This is a genomic window from Actinomycetota bacterium (genome assembly GCA_030019255.1).
In the GTDB taxonomy this organism is placed as follows: Bacteria; Actinomycetota; Geothermincolia; order Geothermincolales; family RBG-13-55-18; genus Solincola_A.
Genome location: JASEFK010000002.1, coordinates 109348 through 126492, shown reverse-complemented (window position 1 = coordinate 126492; position 17145 = coordinate 109348). Strand labels below are relative to the sequence as shown.

Annotated in this window: 9 protein-coding genes; all 9 read left to right on the top strand. The window is 63.7% G+C overall.

Annotated features, from left to right (window positions below; translation table 11 throughout):
• The first annotated feature begins 2 nt into the window (after positions 1-2).
• Positions 3-2933, top strand: a complete 2931-nt coding sequence (locus tag QME84_02195) for a hypothetical protein (GenBank protein MDI6873086.1) — start codon at positions 3-5, stop codon at positions 2931-2933.
• Between the two features lie 215 nt (positions 2934-3148).
• Complete coding sequence (locus tag QME84_02190) at positions 3149-5332, top strand: histidine kinase N-terminal 7TM domain-containing protein (protein ID MDI6873085.1); 2184 nt, start codon at positions 3149-3151, stop codon at positions 5330-5332.
• A 9-nt stretch (positions 5333-5341) separates the two neighbouring features.
• The gene (locus QME84_02185) at positions 5342-6025 is read left to right on the top strand and encodes a response regulator transcription factor (GenBank protein ID MDI6873084.1); all 684 of its coding nucleotides are present in this window, start codon (positions 5342-5344) and stop codon (positions 6023-6025) included.
• Between the two features lie 750 nt (positions 6026-6775).
• On the top strand, positions 6776-7045 hold the full coding sequence (locus tag QME84_02180; protein ID MDI6873083.1) for a hypothetical protein: 270 nt from the start codon (positions 6776-6778) through the stop codon (positions 7043-7045).
• A gap of 1214 nt (positions 7046-8259) precedes the next feature.
• The gene (locus QME84_02175) at positions 8260-10347 is read left to right on the top strand and encodes a SpoIID/LytB domain-containing protein (protein ID MDI6873082.1); all 2088 of its coding nucleotides are present in this window, start codon (positions 8260-8262) and stop codon (positions 10345-10347) included.
• Positions 10348-10711: 364 nt separating this feature from the next.
• Positions 10712-11986 (top strand): phosphopyruvate hydratase, encoded by a 1275-nt coding sequence (eno, locus tag QME84_02170; protein MDI6873081.1) that lies wholly within the window; start codon positions 10712-10714, stop codon positions 11984-11986.
• A gap of 438 nt (positions 11987-12424) precedes the next feature.
• On the top strand, positions 12425-13468 hold the full coding sequence (locus QME84_02165; protein MDI6873080.1) for a hypothetical protein: 1044 nt from the start codon (positions 12425-12427) through the stop codon (positions 13466-13468).
• Positions 13469-13578: 110 nt separating this feature from the next.
• Complete coding sequence (pyk, locus tag QME84_02160; GenBank protein MDI6873079.1) at positions 13579-15015, top strand: pyruvate kinase; 1437 nt, start codon at positions 13579-13581, stop codon at positions 15013-15015.
• Positions 15016-15283: 268 nt separating this feature from the next.
• A complete protein-coding gene (locus QME84_02155) occupies positions 15284-16927 on the top strand; it encodes an FAD-binding oxidoreductase (protein MDI6873078.1) in 1644 nt (547 codons plus the stop codon).
• Positions 16928-17145: the final 218 nt, after the last annotated feature.

Genomic DNA, 17145 nt, shown 5'->3' with positions numbered 1-17145 from the left:
GGGTGGGTGATAGCGACATGTTCCTGGTGAAGAAGCCCGTGCAGCTGGTGGTCAACGTGGCCGTAGTGGTCCTCCTGGTGGCCTTCCTGGCCCTGGGGGCGGTCATGGTCCTGCCCTCGCGGAGCCCCCTCGGTCCGCTCCTGGGGAAGATCGCTTCCGACGTGGACCTCCTCTCCAACATGCTCAAACACACCGAACCGAAGGCGGTGGCCGAGGCGCTGAACGAGAACCCGGAGTTCGTCTCCCAGCTCCTCCAGGCCATGGTGGAGGAGGGAACGGTGGCGGTCATCGCCCAGGTGGTCAACGAGAACCCGGACTTCCTCTCCGCGGCCATGCCCTATCTGGACCCGGAGGCCGTGGCCTACGTGGTCAACAACGTGGGGGACATGGTCACGGGGCTTCTGCAGTACCTGGATCCCCAGGTGGTGGCCCGGGCGGTCAACGAAAACGGGGATTTCCTAGCCAAGCTCCTGGGTTACCTGGACCCGGCAGCCCTGAACCAGGGCATCAACCAGAACGGTCCCTTCCTATCCGCGGTGATGTCCTTCCTGGACCCGGCGGTGGTGGCGGGCATCATCAACCAGAACGGCACCTTCCTCACCGCCCTCATGGGGCTCTTGGACCCGGCGGGCACGGCTCGGGTGGTCAACGAGAACGGGGCCTTCCTCTCGGCACTGGTCTCCTATCTCGATCCGGTGGTGATAGCCCAGGTGGTCAACGAGAACGGGGACATGCTGGCCGCCTCCCTCGATTACATCAACCCGGCGGTGGTGGCGGGCATCATCAACCAGAACGGCCCCTTCCTCTCCTCGGTGATGCGCTACCTGAACCCTGCCGTCCTGGCCGGCGCCCTCAATGCCAACGTGTCCTCCGCGGTGAGGATAGTGCGCTCCATATCTCCCGAGTACCTGGCGGATATACTCAACTCCACCACCATGCTCTCCGCGGCGGCGCCTTACATGCAGCCGGTTCCCGTAGCTCGGGCCCTCATGTCCTCCACCGATTTCGTGAACGATCTCCTGAACTTCCTGGACCCGGCGGTGGTGGCCGACCTCATCAACTCCTCCATCGACCTGGTGAGGAGGTCCACCGACTACATAGATCCCGCCTTCGTGGCCGACCTCATCTCCAACACGGCCATGCTCTCCCGGGTGCTGGGGCTTTTGGACGTCAACGTCCTGGCCAACGTGGTCAACGCCAACCCGGGGATGACCGCCGATCTTTTACCCCTGCTGGCGCCGGAGGTGGGGATGGGACTGGCGGCGGGCATCGGGGCCAACCCGGACCTCATCGTGGAGGCCCTGAAGGCGCTGGACCCGGCCATCGTGACCAACGCCCTCAACGCCCACCCGGAGATATCCGAGGAGCTCTCCCGGCTGCTGCCTCCTTCCCTGGGGGTTCCAGTGGCCCAGGGACTCAACCAGAACCCGGAGTTCATCGGGGCGCTACTGGCTGCCCTGGACCCCGCACCGGTGGCGGCGGCCCTTTCCGCCCACACCGATTTCCTTTATGACCTGCTGTCCCAGATCTCCCCTCCCGTGGCCGCGGCCATGGTGGAGGGCTCCAACCGCAACCCCGATTTCCTGGCCTCGGTCATCTCGAACCTGGATCCGAAAACCATCGCCGGGGCGTTGAACGAACACCCGGATTTCCTGCGTACGCTCTTGACCGACCTGCAGGGGAGCCTGGGCACGGCGGCGGCCCAGGGCATGACTCGTGATTTCCTATCCGCTCTCATCGGGGCACTGGACCCGGCGGTCGTCGCCCGGGCGGTGAACGACAACCCGGATTTCCTGCGCGATTTCCTGGCCAACGCCAGCGCCCTGACCGCCGAATACCTGGCCCGGGGGATCAACTCTAACGTGGCCTCCCATCCCCTGGGACAGGATCTTGTATCCGTCCTGGTCACCAACCTGAGCGAGGAGACGGCGGCGGCCCTGGCCCAGGGTATAAACCGGAACGTGGCCGGAAACCCCGCCGACAACTTCCTCACCGGCCTCCTGGCCAACACCACGGGTGAAGTGGGGGTGGCCCTGGCCAATGGGCTGAACAACAACCCCTCCTTCATAAGGGTGCTCATCTCCAACATAGACCCGGAGGTAGGGGTGGCGGCAGCCTATGCCGTGAACTACTCCTGCCAGCGGGCCCAGGCGGATCCCCAGTACCAGTTCCTGCGCAAGCTGCTGGCCAACTTGGGACCGGCGGTGGCCCAGGCCTCGGCGGAGGGCCTGAGGCTCAACAGCAACCGGCAGGGACTGGTGTCGGCTATCGTGACCAACCTCAACGCCGGCCTGGTGGCCCCCCTCATCGCCGCCGCGGTAAACGCCAACGCCGCTTCCCAGACCATGATCCAGGCGGTGGTCGCCCAGCTGGACGCCACCACCGCACAGACCATAGCCCTGGCCCTCAACGCCAACCCTGAGATGACCTCGGTGCTTCTGCAGTCCCTGGACCCCGCCGTGGTGGCCGGACTGCTCAACGCCAACGCGCCCTTCCTCTCCGCCCTCATCTCCAACCTGGACGGCTCGGTTATCGCCCAGGCCGTCAACGCGGAGTATGCCATGCACCCCGGAAGCTCTCTCCTGGAGAGGCTCCTGCCCCTCATGAGCGGCGCGGACCTGGCGGAGCTGCTCAACGACTACGGGTACCAGTTCCTGGTGGATCTTCTGTCCAACCTGGACGGAGCGCCGGTGGCCTCCGCCTTGAACAGCCCCGCCGGCGAGACCTTCCTCACCGAGCTCTTGGCCTTCATGGATCCCGACCTGGTGGTGGACCTGATCAAGGCGGAGCCCGACTGGCCCAACGGAGGGGCCGTCAAGGAGCTGGTGGTTCACATCTTCGTATATAGGACCGAGTTGATACCTTTAGGCCCTTCCCGGTTCCGGGTGATGGACGCCGGGATATACATACCGCCCTCGTACCCCTCGGTCTGATGCGGAAGGGGTCAGTCTATGCCCCTCAGCGGGTAAATCCATCCCCTAAACGTTTCCGTGCGGCCGTTTCCAGGATATGGAACGGTGCGGCGGGTTCCACAATCCCTTTATCAAAGCAAAATCACCCATCAGTGTAGGCGACCGGCGTGCCGTTTCCGCGGACGTGCTCTCCGCTCCTCGAGGGAGTGGTCACGGTCGGATGCTATAATTTACATATGAAAGGCGAACTTTCCCTTTTCATAACCACCGCCTCGGGGCTCCTGAGTCTGGCAACGGGAATTTTCGTGCTTTTCCGGGGACGCCGGCAACTGGTGAACATCCTCTTCTTCAGCATGACCGTTTTCCTTGCCCTTTGGTCCCTGGGGGACGGCCTGACCATCGCCGCCTCCTCCCTGGAGGCCAAGATATTCTGGACCCGTTTCCAGGGACTGGGAGAACTTCCGCTGGTTCCCAGCTACCTCCTCCTGGCCCTGTTCTTCCCCCGTACCAGGGATTGCGTCCGGGAATGGAAGCGGGCGGTCCCAGTGATCCTGGCCATATACGGCCCCTTCCTCCTGGGGCTGGCCTTCCTCTATACTACCGGCCTCGTGTATCCCCGCTACCTGCCGGGAGACAACATTCACGGCCTGGTGGTGGCGCGCACGCCCTTCTTCTGGTTCCTCACCGTGCTGGGCTTTTCGCTGGTCCTTTTGGGCTCCCTGCTCTATTACTCCGAGAGTCGGGAAAGCGATTCCCTGCATCGCCGGCGGGGGCTCATGTTCCTGGCCCTGGCTCCCCTTCCCATGCTGGCCGCCAACCTGGCACAGAACCTGGAATGGAGCGGAAACGTGACCACGCCCCAGGCCAGCATCCTCTTCGTTGGACTGCTGGGTTACGGCATCATGCGCCACGGCCTCTTCCTGGATTTCCGCTCCGCGACTCGGAGGGCCCTGGCCCATGCCCTGGCCCTCACCATTAACTACTTTATATACCTTCTCCTGTTCGCCATCCTTCGCTACGGGTTGAAAATGGAATTTTCCTGGAGCGGGATCATCCTCTTTTTGGTATGCGCCGCGCCTCTCCTTATCGCTTACCCTGCGGAGGTAGGTTGGGCCAATGGATTGCTGTCCCGGCGACTTTACCGCCGCGAAGACCGTATGGGAACCATCCTGGAGGGACTGAGCCGCTCCATCCGCACGGTTAGGGACCTGTATACGCTGGCCGCGGACGTGACCGGCGTGGTGCGCGATTCCCTGGACCTGGCCTCCTGCGCCCTCATGGTCCGGGAGGACGGCGGCGGGGGGTACCGGGTCATCGGGTTCGCCTCCCATCCCGGGCACCCGGCACACCAACATCGCGGGGTGGTGGAATCCGGGATGTTCATGCGGGCCTGGAAGGGATCCTATACCTTCGACACCCCCGATGGTCGCTTTTCCAGTTACTGGCAAGTGGGTAAGTGCCTGGAACGGGGCGGGTGCCGCCTCGAGTACCTTGGCCTGGGGGTGCTGCGCATCCACGAGGGAGGAGGGGTGGTGAGGGAATCCCTCTGGAGGGAAAAACCGGAAGGGGAAGCCATATCCTTGCCCCTGGAGGTGGGAGGGGAGAGGGTGGGGCTTCTCTGGCTGGGAGGGAAGATGGACGGCTCGCCCTTCAGCCTGGAGGAACTGGACCACCTGGTGGCCCTGTGCGCGCAGGTGGCCGTTTCCTTGCTCAACGCCCGCCTCGTGCAGGAGATCGTGGACCGCAACCGGCGCCTGCGTGAACTGGCGCAGAGGGTCTCCTCCGCCCAGGAGGAGGAGAGGATACGTATCTCCAGGGAGCTGCATGACGGACTGGCCCCCTTCTTTTTAGACATCCTCTACGGCCTGGACGTCCTCGAAAGGGAGGCCGGAAACGCCGACGGCCTTTCCGACGGCGTGGAAGATATTAGGGCACGGGCCCGGCAGGGCCTGCAGGAGCTGCGGCGGCTCATATCCGACCTCCGGCCTTCCTCCCTGGAGGTGCTGGGCTTGAGGGATTCCCTGGCCTCCTACCTGGAGAGGTTCGGCGTCGAGAACGGCCTGGAGGTGAGGTTCGAATGTCGGGGCTCCCTCCAGGGGCTAGACGCGCTTTCGGAGATGACCCTGTTCCGTGTGGCCCAGGAGGCGCTGTCCAACGTGGCCAGGCATGCCCGCGCGCGGATGGTCCGGCTGTCCCTCGAGGAGGGGGACGGCCAGGTTCATCTGGAGGTCGAGGATGACGGGACGGGTTTCGTGCTGGACGACTTCATCCGCAGGGGGGATATCGTGCCCTGCCTGGGACTGAGGAGCATGGAGGAGCGTGCGGAACTGGCCGGCGGCAGGCTTTCCGTAGATACCGGACCGGGAAGGGGCACCAGGATTAGCCTCCGCGTCCCCAAGGCGGCGGGGCGCCCGGCGTAAGGAGGAGTCGTGGAGGAGGAAATCCGCCTGGCGGTGGTCGACGATCACCTCATCGTGCGCATGGGGATCAACAACCTCCTCAAGGGAACGAAGGGGATATGCCTGGTTGGTGAGGCTGACTGCGGGAGGGCCGCCCTGCGGCTGGCCCGTTCAGCGCGCCCCGACGTCATGCTCCTGGACGTGAAGTTGCCGGACATGAGCGGCATCGAGGTGATCCGCCACCTCAAGTCCGACCCGGAAACCTCGCGCATCCAGGTGGTGGTCATCACCGTTTACGACGACATCGAGATAGCCTCGGAGGCCATCCGGGCCGGAGCCATGGGCTATATCCTCAAGGACCTCTCCCGGGAGGAGCTTCTGAACGCTATCCATGCCGCGCACCGGGGCATGCCCCTGGTCTCCGACAGCGTGGCCCGGAAGCTGGTGAGCACCCTGTTCCGCACCGACCAGCTTCCTGGGACTCCCCAGGAAACGGAAGAGGTGGCGGAGGAGGGGGAACAGCCCGAGCTCACGGAGAGGGAATACGAGGTCCTGAGGCTGGTGGCCAAGGGGTACAGCAACAAGGCGGTGGCCCGCGAGCTCTCCATCAGCCTGAGCACCGTAAAGACTCACCTCCGCCACATCTTCGGCAAACTCGGCGTGGAGGATCGCGCCCAGCTGATAATCAAGGCCATCAAGGAAGGCATAATCTGATCTCCGTCCCAAAACGGTGGCGCTAATGGCTGCCTTCCGTTCTCCGGGTTGAACTTGTCCTATTTGTTAACCAGGGGCCTCGAGGTAGGTGTGTCCAGTTTTCCTTTTAAGCCTTCGCACCAAAACCCAGAGCAGGCCTTGGATCTTTCCCGTGAGGATCGCGCCCAGCTGATAATCAGGGCCCTCAAGGAGGGCATGAACGGACCTCCTTCTCGCATCCCAGGACCAAGGGCAGGGATTAGACCGGGATCCATTCCACGGGAAAGGGCGAAAACGCGTGGCCATTTTCATGTAAACATTATCCAGGAACATATTACCATCTTGTACGTTCCACAGCTATGGCTGGTAGCCCAGGTTCGTGATGAGCAGCTGCTGTTGCGTAAACCTGGGAATGATATGTATTCGTGATAACCCAGAGCCGCTATGAACAGGTGCTTTGAAGTTGGAAAGCGCACACCCGTCAACGGCGTGGGTTCGCGGTAGCCCAGGGAGGTTATGAAAAGGTATTGGTGAAGGTTCAAGAACGTGCGGCGAGGAGTTCAGATGATGAGAGGGAGCACAAAGCCATGATGCCTGTCCAGGTTAAGAAACATGATGGACAAGAGCCGATGGAAGGTGCTATATTAGGCAAAACCTCGCGGAACGGGCGCAAGAAAAAAAGGGCAGTGGACCTGCGTCAATCGTTTATCGAATCTTTTTACTTTTTGGGGAGGGAAGACGCCGGGGATGTGGTCGAACATGGATGGTTCGATGAAGGAAGAACCTTCATCCCTGCACAGGATCAAGGAAGAGATAATCGATTTCTTCGCCTCCAATCCCTTCCTCCTGGTGAGCGAGGACTGGCTGGCATCCCTCATATGCAGGCCGGCTCGTCTGGTGGAGGAGGCGGTCCTGGAGCTGCTCGCCGAGGGGACCCTGGAAAAACGCGACCGGCATATCCTGCTGGGCCACGTGGAGGGAAGCGTGGCGCATCCCGAGGAGGGGCGGGTTAAGGAAGGGGGCCGGAACGCTTCATCATGAATCAAGCAAAGCCCTGTTGCACGAGGGCGGAATAGACAAGTCCCACCCTGTCCCGGATACTTCATCATGAATCAACAGAGGCCCTGTCCAGGTTGCCAGCTCCGGTAAGCGGAAAAAGAAGGAGGTCGGAACGCTTCCCCTCTATTCGTAGACCCGGAAAGGGCCTCGAACCCTTCCCATCCGCGCCTGCGACCCGGATTTCCGCGAACTGCATGCGGACCTGCTCTTCTCCGGCGCGCGTCCTTCCCTTTCGATCCGGCGGCCCCTTCTCGCCCTTTCCGGTCCGGAGGACTCCGGGCCAGGCCTCGGATCGGGATTCCAGCGGTAACCTCAATCCCGCCTCCCGCGAATGGGTAGCATTTCCTTCACGGATACCCCGTTCTTCTTTGGTCAGGCTGTGGTCCCCTCCTTTGTCGGCCGGGAGAACTCGAACCGAAAGGGCCGTTCCTTCGACGAAAAGTCCGATTTGAATAGCGCCTCCAGCTTGTTAGGTATTTCAATTATTGTTGATTCTGATAATTAATGTTAAAACAATAAGGGCGGAAGGTTCTCGGATGGAGAGGAAAGGAATCCCGCCTCCAACTTGTTGGGTGTTTAAATTATTGTTGATTATGATAATTATTGTTAAAATGAAAAGGCCTGAAAGTTACCTGAAAAGGGAGGGGTGTTTCTTGAATTGGGATGGCCTTTGATCAGGACGGAGGGATGATCGGCGGTGCGAACTCCTTCCCGCCCACCATTTTCGCGCGGCAAGGGAAAACAGGGGTGGGAAGGTAAAGGAGAGGCGCGTGAACCGATAAGGTAAATAACGAACAGGGTAGATGGAAGGTCTTCTCCGGTTGGTAGGAGAACAGAGAAAGGAAAGGCCGAACGGGACTTGGGAATCGGTGCCGGAAAACTTTTCCTGTAAGGATAAAGAAATGGGGGACGGATCACTGCCATGAAAGATGTCGGCGGAGTATGGAAGTACAGCAAGGCTGGTTGTAGAAAAGGGAAGTGAAAGGCAATTTCCAGATCTCGGAAAACGATGCAGAGAAGCCTCCCCTTGAAGCCATGGAAATGAATGGAAGGGAGGATGACCGGTCTCGGACATACGTGTTAGTAGGGAGGAGAACATGGGGAAGCGCTCCAGGATAGCCCTGGCCTTGGCGTCCGGCTTTCTTCTGGCTTTCCTCGGTATGGCACCGGGGCCGACGCCCGGCGGCGGTCCGTTGGTGGCCGGTGGGGGGAACATCACCTTCATCGGTTACGGAAGGGGCCACGGGGTGGGGCTGTGCATGGCCGGTGTCTATTACCGCGCCCTGCGGGGCGAGGAGTACCATAACATCATCCGGACCTATTACACGGGTGTGAGCTTCTCCCGCGTCAGCGATGACCAGATAATCCGGGTCAAGTGCCGGGATGGCGTGGTGCGCCCCTACACATTGCGGGAGTACCTGTACCGCCTGCAGGAGGAGCCGGACACCTGGCCGGCCCAAGGCTTGCGCGTGCTGGTGGTGGCGGCGCGCACCTACGTGCTTTCCTGCATTGCCCGGGGCAAGCACGCCACGGACGGCTACGACATATGCCCCTACGGGAGCTGCTGCCAGGCCTTCAACGAACAGATCAACCCGGCCACCCGTCCCAACATCGTGGCCGCGGTCAACGCCACCGCGGGGGAGATAATCACCTACAACGGCCAGCCCATCATCGCCGCCTACGACACCTGCTGCGGAGGCTATACCGCCGGGCCGGAGGAGGCCTGGGGGGGCAGCCCCGTCCCCTATCTCCGGCCGGTCCCCGACGACGCCTGCGCCCCGGACGAGGACCACGACTGGAGGGTCACCATGTCCTGGGAGGACCTCCAGAACCGCCTCAACTCCCGCCCCGAGACGGCGGTGGGAGTCCTCTACGGGGTGGAGGTCCTCTCCCGCTGGACCTCGGGCCGGGTGAAGGAGATCCGAGTCTTCGGAAGCGGGGGGAGCAAGGTGGTCTCCGGGAAGCTCTTCGCCTCCATCGTGGGGTTGCAGACCCATTTCTTCTACATCGCCGCCCAGAACTTCGACGAGTACCTGCTCCTCCAAAACCCCGGGGAGGAGAGCGCGGAGTGCCTGATCACCTACATGCTGAGCGACGGGAACACCCTCCAGGAGGGGTGCATCGTGGAGCCCCACAGTCGCCAGACGCTGAAGGTTAACGACCGGGTGCAGAACGCCGAGGTATCCATAAAGGTCTCCTCCAACGTACCGGTGGTGGCCGAACGGGCCATGTATTTCGATTTCCTGGGCCTCGGGCGGAAGGGCGGCCACGCTTCCCTGGGGGTCAAGGAACCCCGGCAGAGGTGGTATTTCGCGGAGGGGTATACGGTGGGCGGTTTCGACACCTTCTTCCTGGTACAGAACCCGGATCCGGTCAACCCCGCGCACCTCACGGTGTCCTTTCTGGGCAACGACGGAGAGGTGGATGAGTTGTACTACACCGTGGCTCCCTCCTCCCGCATGACCATCTGGATGGACCAGGAGCCCGGCCTGGACCAGGGCGAGTTCACGGCGGAGATGGAAAGCGACATCCCGGTGGTGGCCGAAAGGGCCGTCTATTTCGGGTACCGGGACCTGGGGGGAGGGAGCGTCGCCGAAGGCGCTCCCGACCCGGACACCAGGTGGTACTTCGCCGAGGGCTACACCGGCGGCGAATTCGACTCCTGGATCCTTTTGGCCAACCCCAACCCGGAGGCGGCGACCGCGCGGCTCACTTTCTTCCTCCCCGGCGGGTCCACGCGGCAGACCGAGGTGCCGGTGGCCCCACGGAGCAGGGCCACGGTAAGCGTGGATGCCCTCCCGGGCATGGAGAACCAGGAATTTTCCGCGTTGGTGGAGGCCGACGCTCCCATAGTGGCCGAGCGGGCCATGTACTTCAACTGCCGGGGAAGAAGGGGAGGCCACGACGCCATGGGGGTGAGGGAACTCTCCCGGGAATGGTACTTCGCCGAGGGCTACACCGGCGGCGAATTCGACTCCTGGATCCTTTTGGCCAACCCCAACCCGGAAGCGGTGAGGGCCAACTTGACCTTCATGCGCGTGGACGGGAGCCGGCTGGAAAGGGGAGTGGACCTGCCCCCGCGTTCCCGGCGGACGGTGCACGTGGACGAGATACTGGGCCTGGAGGACGCCGAGTTCTCCATCCACGTACTGGCGGACGGGGCCATCGCCGCGGAGCGGGCCATGTATTTCTCCTACCAGGGAAGGGACGGGGGCAGCTGTTCCCAGGGGGCTGCGGCTCCCGCCCTGGAGTGGTACTTCGCCGAGGGCTACACGGGGAGCTGAGCAGTGACCTCCCCCTCCGGCGGCCCGCGCCCTTGGGGGTGGGCAAGGGAGCGTGCGCGAGGGGAAGGCCATGCCCCGCCATTAGTCCCGGTGCCGATTACCGGGCAAGGGTCATGTACGGGCAGGAGGCCTTGCTTTGTGGTGGGAATAGCCCCCGGTTCCCGGCTTGCAGGGGAGGACGGGAGAGCGAGAAGCTGCCGGCGCTCCTGGCCCGGCACAGACCAGCCCTTGGCACATATGGAAGAATATACCAAGTATTGATGCTGCATCTCCCTTCCAGCGGATAACCGGCCCCTCCCATGTCGTATAATCGTCCTGTAAGTGGTGCTTGAAGGCTGAAAGAGTGGTTGAGGGGAGGAAAAGGATGTTCAGGATAGCCGCGATCACGGCGCGCGAGGTGCTGGATTCGCGCGGAAACCCGACGGTGGAAGCGGAGGTGCTCCTGGAGGGGGGCACGACGGGAAGGGCCATTGTGCCCTCGGGGGCCTCCACCGGGGCCTTCGAGGCCCTGGAGCTGCGGGACGGGGATGAAAGGTACGGGGGAAAAGGGGTCCTCAAGGCGGTGAAAAACGTCCGCGAGGTGATTGCGCCCCGCCTGGTGGGTGCGGACGCCTCCCGGCAATGGGACATCGACCAGGCCCTCCTCGAGCTGGACGGGAGCGAGGACAAGTCCGTGCTGGGGGCCAACGCCATCCTGTCCGTGTCCCTGGCCTGCGCGGCGGCGTCCGCCGAAGCCCTCGGCATACCCCTCTTCCGCTACCTGGGAGGGGTGTCGGCCAGGGTCCTCCCGGTCCCCATGATGAACATCCTCAACGGGGGCAAGCATGCCGATAACAACGTGGACATCCAGGAATTCATGATCCTTCCGTGGGGCATGGAGAGCTTCGGGGAGGCCCTCCGCGCCGGCGCGGAGGTCTACCACGCCCTGCGCGGGGTCCTCAAGAAGATGGGCCTGCGGGTGGGAGTGGGCGACGAGGGCGGTTTCGCGCCCGACCTGCGGAACAACCGGGCAGCCCTGGAGGCTCTCGTGGAGGCCATCGAGAAAGCCGGGTATCGCCCAGGTGAGGATATCGCCCTAGCCCTGGACGTGGCGGCGACCGAGCTCTACGAGGGCGGCAGGTACCGCTTCTCCGGGGAGACAAGGGAGTTCGAGGCTGGGGAACTGGTGGAATATTACCGGGGCCTGGTGGAGGATTTTCCGGTGGTGTCCATCGAGGACGGCATGGCCGAGGAGGACTGGGAGGGTTGGGCGCTGCTCACCTCCCGCCTGGGGGACAGGGTCAGGCTGGTGGGGGACGACGTGTTCGTGACCAACCCGGTACGCCTCCGTAAGGGGGTGGAGAAGGGGGTGGGCAACGCCATCCTCATCAAGCTCAACCAGATAGGGACCCTCAGCGAGACGCTGGAGGTCATGCGCCTGGCCTCCGAGGCGGGATACCTGTGCGTGGTATCCCACCGTTCCGGGGAGACCGAGGACACCACCATAGCCGACCTGGCGGTGGCCACCAACTGCGGCCTGATCAAGACGGGGGCTCCGGCGCGGACGGACCGGGTGTGCAAGTACAACCGCCTTCTGCGCATCGAGGAGATGCTGGGGGAGGGAGCTCTCTACGCGGGGAAGGGCGCCCTCCGCCGTTGAGGGCGGACCGGCGGCCTGGAGGGAAAAACGTCCCGTGGCCTGGTTGACGGGTGCGTGGCGGCCTACAGGGCGCTCGGGACAGCGCCTGGGATGGTTAGAGATGAACCGCTTTCCAGGCATTGCTGCTGGCCCCGGTCACGGTCGTCGTCGCGTGATTGCTTGTGGTCCCTGGAAAGATAGGGGTTAAAGGTCGTCCGCCGTCGGAAGCTTTGACCTTGCGATAGCGAGGCACGTCCTCCCGAGGGGGAGTTCTGCATCGGGAGCATAATTCGTGGAACCGCGAACTCTTCCGCGGAGGGCTACTCGGATTAGGGACGAGGAGAGCGCGGCACTCCGGTTTCCCGGTAAGAGAAAGCACCCTGCTTACGCTGAAGGTGGTGCAGGGTAGAGGGCGAGGATAGGGGAGGTAGAGAGATCTCAAGGCGGTTCCTGACCATCGTGCTGGTCATGCTGGCCTCCTGCTTCATCCTGGTGGGGCTCAGCTACTATCTCCTGAACCTCTTTTCCGGGATGGTGGCGGTCCCCCGCACGCCGGTGGAGGAGAAAGATGACCGGGGCGAGCTCTTCCTTCCCCTCGAGGAGGAAATCACCTGGATGGAGACCTCCCTGGACGGGCGCTTTCTGGCGGCCGTCGCCCGTGGCCGGGAGGCTTCTCACTGGCTACTGGTGCTGGACCTGGAGAACGGGGGCCGGGTGGTGTGGAGCCGGCAGGTGGGGGGAGACCGGGCGCGCTGGGCCGGAGGTTCCCTCACCCTGGTCTTCGAGGACGGAGGGGATATCCTCGCCCTGGACCTCGAGCGGGACCCACCGACGCCGGCTGAGCTGACCTCGGGGCCGGAGTACGACGAGGACCCCGTTCCGTCGCCCGACGGCCGCCATGTCCTCTGGAGGGCTTCCGCCGGGAGCGGGAGGGGCGGCGAGTTACGGGTGATGCGGCTGGACGGCGGGGAGAAACGTATCCTGGGGCCCGGCGAGGAACCGACCGCCTGGGACCCCACGGGGACCCGCTTGATCTGCATGGTTCCACTGGACGGTTCGGCGGTGGGGGAAAGCGGCAAGCCGCTCCTCCAGGAGGTGGATATACAGACGGGAACCTGCGTCGACCGGTACCCCTGCCGGGAGGAAGCCCGCTACCTCTGGTGGCCGGAGCCCGGCGCGTTCCTCTACGTGGCTCCCTATACCCGGGGCGAGGAAACGCGAGCGGTGTGGTTCGAAGTGAAGCCCTCGGGGGAGGAGGAGAAGAAGGCCTCCACGGACGGGGTGGACGCGGACTTTTCCCCGCAACTGTTCTGTCCGGAGAGAGGGGGGCCGCGCCTGGCCTACCGAGGCCTCAAGGGCCTGGAGATACTGGATATCCGCCGGTGGGTCATCATCCGCTACCCCCATGCCGGGATGACCGGTGCTCCGCTGACCTGGAGGGAGAGCGCCGGGGAGATAATGTGGTGGGAACCGGGCGGCATCTACCGCCTGAGCCTGGATTGAGGCTCTCCGGCGCCCGGTTTTGCATCCGGACGCATGGGGCGGATAAGGTGGGAACAGCTGGATGTTATGCGTCGGGAAATCCTTCCTGGCGCGCCTCGAAGGGGCGGAGAATGAAACGGGAGTACAAGACCAAGATCGTGGCCACCGTGGGACCGGCCTGCCGGGACACAGAGACCCTCAGGCGCATGGTGGAGGCCGGGATGGACGCGGCGCGTCTCAACGCCTCCCATGCCGACCACGCCGTCCTCCGGGAGGAGGTCCGGGCGGTGAGGGAGGCCTCGCGGGCCGCGGGGAAGGAGGTCGCCGTCATCCTGGACCTCCAGGGTCCCAAGCTGCGTATCGGGGATTTCAAGGATGGCTCCGTGAACCTCCGGGAAGGGGCTGTCTTCCGCCTCACCACCCGTCCCCTGCCGGGAGATGAAACGGGGGTCAGCGTTAGCTACCCCTGGCTACCCGCGGCGCTCAAGCCGGGGGACACCATTCTCCTGGACGACGGGGCCATCGCCTTGCGGGTGAAGGAGGTGGGGGACCGGGAGGTCGCCTGCAATGTCCTCAAGGGGGGCACGCTCTCCTCGCGCAAGGGGATGAACCTGCCGGGAGTGGAACTCCCGCTTTCCTCCCTGACCGAGAAGGACCTGGCGGACCTGCGCCTGGGCCTGGAGCTGGAGGTGGACTGGGTGGCCCTCTCCTTCGTGCGCTCCGCGGGGGATGTGGAGGCCCTCCGCCGCACCCTGAGTGAGCTGGGCGGCGAGCTCCCCGTCGTGGCCAAGATCGAGAAGAGGGAGGCGGTGGACAACCTGGAGGAGATCGTGGAAAGCGCCGACGGGGTGATGGTGGCCCGCGGGGACCTGGGGGTGGAGATGCCCCTCGAAGACATCCCCCTTCTCCAGAAGCGCATCATCAGGACGGCGGCGCGGCACGGGAAACCCTCCATCACCGCCACCCAGATGCTTCAGAGCATGATCGACTGTCCCACGCCCACCCGCGCGGAGGTCACCGACGTGGCCAACGCGGTCTTCGACGGCACCGACGCGGTGATGCTCTCCGGGGAAACGGCGGTGGGAAGTCATCCCCTGCGGGCGGTGGAAACCATGATGCGCATCGTGGGCAAGGCGGAGGAGGAGCTCCCTTATGCCGCCTGGCTGCAGGAGCGGAGGGGATGGATCGGCTCCGGCACGGTGGAAGCGATATGCATGGCCGCCTGCGAGCTGGCCCTCCAGGTGGGCGCTGCGGTCATCGTGGCACCCACGGAGTCTGGCTTCACCGCCCGCCAAATGAGCCGCTTCCGCCCCCGCCAGCCCATCCTGGCTCCCACCCCTGACATCCGAGTGGCCCGACGCCTGGCCCTCTACTGGGGTGTTCAGCCCCGTCCGTTGAAGGTCAGGGGGAGCGTGGAGGAGGCCTTCGCCGCCGCACGGACCCTGGCCCGCCAGGAGGGATACGTGAGAACGGGGGACACAGTGGTCATCACCGCCGGGCTTAAATACCCGGGTGCGGAGGGCCTGCCCACCACCAACACCATCAGCTGCGTCACCGAGGGGGAGTGAATCTCGGGAATCGGCTTTGACGCTCGGTACGTGGTTCGCCAATCGGACATTTAACCGGATGGATGAGTCCCATGCCGGTTAAAAACCATGGTTTTCTTTCCAGCGGAGAAGGTGGACGCATATCCGACATGGCCAGTTTTGCGCCCCCGGGGCTTCCTGTCTTATCATTGACCTTGCTGGTCGGTGACCTGTTATCCGTGTAGGAAATACTTTCCAGAATGGGGTCCACCCCGGACCGATGGTATGCCGGAACGCAGGGAGGTGAGTCATGATCTCCGAGGAGGCCTACCGGGAACTGGAAGAGATCGTGGGACCGGAAAACGTTTCCCGGGAGCCCGCAGTGCTGGAGGGTTACGCCTGGCAGCCCTTCCTCAACGACGACCCCGAGTTGTGGATAAAGAGGCCGGTGGCGGCGGTGCTTCCCGGAAGCACCGAGGAGGTCCGCGAGGTGGTGAGGGCCTGCAACCGCCACGGCCTTAAGTTCAAGGCCCTGTCCACGGGCTGGGGGGCCATCGGTGGACCCAGCACCGAGGGCGTGGTCCAGGTGGACCTCCGGCGCATGGACCGCATCCTGGAGATCGACGAGAAGAACATGTACGCGGTGGTGGAGCCCTACGTGTGCGGGGCCCAGTTGCAGGCGGAGGCCATGAAGCGGGGCCTCAACACCCATATCATCGGCGCCGGTCCCTCCTGCTCCCCCTTGGCCAGCGCTACCTCCATGAGCGGGGTGGGGCATGACTGCATCTTCATGAGCTACAGCGCCCGCAACGTGCTGGGGGTGGAATGGGTCCTTCCCGACGGGGAGATACTGAGGCTGGGGACGCCGGGCTCGGGCCTGGGATGGTTCTCGGGAGACGGCCCCGGTCCCTCCCTGCGCGGTATCATGCGCGGAGCCCTGGGTGCCCTTTCCGGCCTGGGAATCTTTACCAAATGCGCCGTCAAGCTGTACAATTGGCCCGGCCCGCAGCGCATAGAGGCCGAGGGCCTGGTGCTCGACTCCCAGGTGGAAGTTCCTCCCAACCTCCGCTTCTACCTCCTGGTCTTTCCCGGCCCGAAGGAGTTCGCCGACGCGCTTTACGAGATAGGGGAGTCGGAGATCGGTTACGCCGCGGTGCGCATAGCCGCCGTGGCCTACGTGGCCCTGATGATGCCCCATTCGGGGTTCAAGCTCCTGGAGACCAGGGCCCTGAGGCCCTTGCTCACTAAGACCTTGAAGTACCCTCTCACCTTCGTCCTGGCCGGAGATTCCCCGGAGGAGACGGATTTCCAGGAGGCGGTGCTCAAAGAGATCGTGGACCGGAACCGCGGCATTCTGGTGGACTTCCGCCGCCTGGGACCCATGGAACGCTTCATGCCCCTGAACTTCCTCCGGGTGAGCATCATACCCCTGGCCTTCCGCCCCGGGGGCATCTTCGGGACCTGCCTGGACGGCAACGAGGTGCTGGACACCCAGATGAAGTGGGTGGACGTCATCTCCGAGGCCAAGAAGGAATTCATCGAAAAGGGGGCCATCATGGATGATGAGGGGGACAACCCCTATTTCGTCCCCTACGAGAACAATACCTGGGCCCATTGCGAGATAACCTACGCCTACCGGGTGGACAACCCGGTCAGCCTGGAGAATCTCAATCCCATCGAGTTCACCTCCACCCTCAACGCCATCGAGCAGTGCATGACCCCCCTGTCCGTGTTCATACCTCCGGTGCGCAAGGTGATGAGCCCCCTGGCCGGGCATTTCAACCGCTGGCAGAGGAGGATCTCCGAGGCTCTCGACCCCAACGGGGCGGCGGACGTGGGCTTCTACACCGAGGAGAAGGACTTCGCCTGGCAGCGCATCGACGAGGCCAAGAAGGAGAGGCTGCGTCGCTTGCAGGAAAAACTTACCTGGACGGAGGACGGGCCACCCGCTTGAGAAAACATGTTCCTGCCGGAGGAAGGCCGAACCCCGCATGACCAGCCTTGCCGGAGCGGGGGTTTCCGGCCTTCAGGAAATGATTACCAGGATCGAGTCGGGCGAGGGCTATCGGTTCATGCTCAGGGCGCCGCCTCCATGGCCGGCTTTCGGGGGCGATGACGAACCTTCTCCCCGTGCCCCCATGCTTTGAATCGTGTTCTCGGGGCTCCGGACCA

What these genes read in the sequence shown, in the direction of transcription:
- QME84_02190 (MDI6873085.1), top strand. Translation starts at nt 3,149, where the DNA reads ATGAAAGGCGAACTTTCCCTTTTCATAACCACCGCCTCGGGGCTCCTG.
- QME84_02180 (MDI6873083.1), top strand. Translation starts at nt 6,776, where the DNA reads ATGAAGGAAGAACCTTCATCCCTGCACAGGATCAAGGAAGAGATAATC.
- eno (MDI6873081.1), top strand. Translation starts at nt 10,712, where the DNA reads ATGTTCAGGATAGCCGCGATCACGGCGCGCGAGGTGCTGGATTCGCGC.
- pyk (MDI6873079.1), top strand. Translation starts at nt 13,579, where the DNA reads ATGAAACGGGAGTACAAGACCAAGATCGTGGCCACCGTGGGACCGGCC.
- QME84_02155 (MDI6873078.1), top strand. Translation starts at nt 15,284, where the DNA reads ATGATCTCCGAGGAGGCCTACCGGGAACTGGAAGAGATCGTGGGACCG.